5 protein-coding genes and 1 pseudogene are annotated in these 3,233 nt (G+C 55.9%); 1 reads left to right on the top strand and 5 read right to left on the bottom strand.

What is annotated here, in order from left to right; genetic code table 11:
• A pseudogene (locus tag QZ197_RS15460) lies at positions 1 to 275 on the bottom strand (aconitate hydratase); the annotation flags it as partial.
• Positions 276 to 507: 232 nt separating this feature from the next.
• Between QZ197_RS15460 and QZ197_RS15465 the strand changes: the two are divergent.
• Positions 508 to 1,200, top strand: a complete 693-nt coding sequence (locus QZ197_RS15465) for a DUF1223 domain-containing protein (protein WP_296433080.1) — start codon at positions 508 to 510, stop codon at positions 1,198 to 1,200.
• A 4-nt stretch (positions 1,201 to 1,204) separates the two neighbouring features.
• On the opposite strand, the gene QZ197_RS15470 is transcribed toward QZ197_RS15465, so the two are convergent.
• The 4 genes from QZ197_RS15470 to QZ197_RS15485 form a co-directional block, all read right to left on the bottom strand.
• A complete protein-coding gene (locus QZ197_RS15470; protein WP_296433082.1) occupies positions 1,205 to 2,068 on the bottom strand; it encodes a lysophospholipid acyltransferase family protein in 864 nt (287 codons plus the stop codon).
• Entirely contained in the window at positions 2,068 to 2,709 is a 642-nt protein-coding gene (gene nthA, locus QZ197_RS15475) for a nitrile hydratase subunit alpha (protein ID WP_296433084.1), read from the bottom strand. The genes QZ197_RS15470 and nthA overlap by 1 nt, the downstream gene beginning before the upstream one ends.
• Positions 2,699 to 3,001 carry an SH3-like domain-containing protein gene (locus QZ197_RS15480; protein ID WP_296433085.1) on the bottom strand — a complete coding sequence of 101 codons (303 nt, stop codon included), beginning with the start codon at positions 2,999 to 3,001 and terminating at the stop codon, positions 2,699 to 2,701. The genes nthA and QZ197_RS15480 overlap by 11 nt, the downstream gene beginning before the upstream one ends.
• Positions 2,979 to 3,233 (bottom strand): SH3-like domain-containing protein (locus tag QZ197_RS15485; protein WP_296433087.1); only part of this gene is annotated, 255 nt, incomplete at its 5' end. The genes QZ197_RS15485 and QZ197_RS15480, both read right to left, overlap by 23 nt.

Consider the following 3,233-nt stretch of genomic DNA (forward strand, 5'->3'; position numbering starts at 1 on the left):
ACGCGGGCAGGGCGGTAAGCGATTTCGCGGGGGTTCTTGCCGCCGTTGTCGGCCCAAGCCGAGAACGCTTTGATATCGTCTACGGAAACTGAGAAACCACCGTCTTCGAAGCGCAGAAGATTCTCAAGAACTACTTTCAATGCGGCAGGAAGCTTGGAAAAATCGCCCAAACCGGCCGCTTGGGCCGCGGGAATAGAATAGTAAGCGACCGATTGGTCACCAACTGTGAGGGTTTTGCGGGTCTTTGCGGTGTCTTTGCCGACTGTAATTGTCATGGCGATCCCTTTCGTGGCTGATGCAAGAGCAAGGCTATTACCTGCGCTTTTGCCCCATACACAAAGGGCGATCAAGGGGGGTGCGGCATTTTTAGTATACCATTGCACACAATTCGACGTATTTCTGTGCGGAAGTCTGAAACATTCCTCGCGATACACTCGCAATTGCTTGATTGGTCATTTCAGGCAAAGCTAACTAAACCGGACAGGTAATAAAAACTCGGGGCCCTCAATGCGCTATCTTATCGCCGTACTTTCCTTTCTGGGCTTCCTTCAAGCAACAACATTGATGGCGCAAAATGGACCGGTCGTGGTCGAGCTATTCACATCGCAAGGGTGTTCATCTTGTCCGCCCGCAGATGCGATGCTGCATGATTTAGCCAAACGGGATGACGTGATCGCCTTGGCACTGCATGTCGATTACTGGGATTATATCGGCTGGAAAGACGTCTTTGGACGTCCCGAGAATACACGCCGCCAACATGGATATGCGCAAGCGGCACGCGCGACGACAGTCTACACCCCGCAAATGGTGATTGGCGGCGTGGATCATGTCGTCGGTTCGCGTCCCATGCAAGTTATGGACGCTGTTCAAGCGCAAGCGCGCCGCGGCAATCCGGTGAATGTGACACTGACGCGCAGCGGTGACGCGATCCAAATCAATGCGACGGCTATATCGCGTGGGGATTATATTGTGCAGCTGGTGCGGTTTACACCCGAAGAGACAGTAGCGATCCGGCGGGGCGAAAATGCAGGACGCACGTTTAGCTATGCGAATATCGTCAAGTCCTGGGATGTGATAGGTCGGTGGGACGGGCTGACAGCATTGACGCTTAATGCGGCCGCTGTGGGTTCTGACGGCGTTGTTGTGATTGTCCAGCAGAATGGGCATGGCCCAATCGCTGGCGCTGCAAAACTGCGCTAGCCCATTATTTCCAGCGACGATGCACCCAGAACCATTGGGAAGGATTGCGTGCGATCTGTGCCTCAAGCCGCGCGTTCATCTTGATCATCATGTCGCGTGGATCTGAGTGGGCGATTGGTGCCTCGACCTCGACTTGAAAGCTGAGGCCGTCAGGTTGACGAATGGCAAAGTAGGGGATGACAAGTGCGTTGAGCCGGAGAGCAATTTTCGCAGGCGACAGTGACGTGCGTGCAGGGTGGCCCATAAAGGGAATGGTTTCTTCGCGGGATGCCACATCGAAAAAGATCGTACCCATGCCGCCATCTCGCAGATGTCGCACAAAACCAATCGTGCCGTTTTTGCCTTTGGCAAAGACCGGTCCACCCCAAGCCGACATGGTTTCAACGTAGTGGTTGTTGAAAAATTGATTATTCATTGGGCGGTAAAAGCCACCAACATCATAGCCCATATTGGTCAACAGATGACGGGCCGCTTCGTGATTGCCAAAATGTCCGGTGACAAAAATGACGGGGCGGTTCTCGGCTGCAGCTTTGACAAGGTGGTCTAGGCCAGCGCCGGTTGGTTCTGACTTGGCCATGCGCGCGCCAAGTTCCCGCCAGCTGTAATTCTCAATCAAGGTACGGCCAAAATTATCGCAGCATGCTGCAGCGATCTGGCGTCGCTTGGGCGCGGGCATTTCAGGATAAATCATCGCGAGATTATTCTCGGCGCGCCGTTTGTAGCCTGCGACTGGTCCCAGGACAGATCGCATCACACGTCCCATCAATGGGACGCGCGTCTGGTACGGCAGCAGTTTCAAGCCCCCGATCAGCCCGCGAAAGACCGCATTTGTCAGCCTGTCTGTGATCGTTCCACGGGGTTTCGTCATCAGGCTGATGGCAGCTTTGCTAGACCGGTGCCGATCATGCTGTCGCGGGTTACTAATGCGCCTAGCGCGTCCGCGGTCCAGTCATCGGTGCCCGCAGGTCTGTGCGGAATGACGATATAGCGCATGTCAGCCGTGCTGTCGTGCACGCGCACGGTGGTATTTTCGGGCAAAGTCACACCGAACTCTGCCAAGATTTTGCGTGGCTCTTTCACCGTACGTGACCGGTAAGCCCGTGATTTGTACCAATCGGGTGGTAACCCAAGCAGATTGCGCGGGTAGCATGAGCAAAGTGTACAGACGACGATGTTGTGGACGTCAGCTGTGTTTTCAAGCGCAATCAATCGCATCGGTCCGATGTCAAAACCCATCTCGCGGGTGGCCGTGCTTGCGTCTTCAAGCAGCGCGGTTCGAAACGCTGGGTCGGTCCAGGCCCGCGCAACTACGGCGGCCCCGTTTGCAGGGGTGCGCGCATCCATTGCGTCGATTTGGGCGTTGATGTCTTGGGCGGTTGTCACGCCTTTTTCGATCAGCAACTCGCGCACTGCGATTTCCATCTGCTGCCAATAGGTCAGCGGGTGGTCATCATCAGGGCGGTAAGGATGGCCCGATGGTGAAAGGTGGTCGTGGTGATCATGGGGCATGTGGTGCGTCCGCCGGTTCAAGCCAATGGCTGTAGATTTCCGCGTCAATGGTGTCTTGATGTCCGTCTGCGGCATTGCCCCAAACTTCGGCCATGGTAAAGCGTAGACGCATCAAGGGCAGGGGCTGTCCGGCGTGACGGTAAGCCAGTTGTTCGGGGTTAGGGAACGGGCCAAGGGTGCGTTCGACCCAGCCGATTTTGCCGCGCAGATATGCAGGCGTGCGCACATGGCCGGGTGGCATGTCGTGGCGCACGCGCATGTAGGTGCGATCAGTCACTTGCAGCCTCGCCATAGGTTGCACCACGTGCGGCAACGGCTGTCATGCGCTGCGCAAGTTCGCTTGTTGTGTAAACGCCCGCCTCGATCAGGTTTTGGTTTACCGAGGCAATCCAGCGTTCGTAATATGTCATCGTCTCAAATGCGTCTGGACCCATATCCTCTAGGACGCGGCGCAGACCGTCGACGGTGAAATGCCCATGCGCTGATGCGATGATCATCAATGCATCGACCCGCTTTTCCCAAAG

The organism is Yoonia sp. (assembly GCF_017854415.1).
Classification (GTDB): Bacteria; Pseudomonadota; Alphaproteobacteria; order Rhodobacterales; family Rhodobacteraceae; genus Yoonia.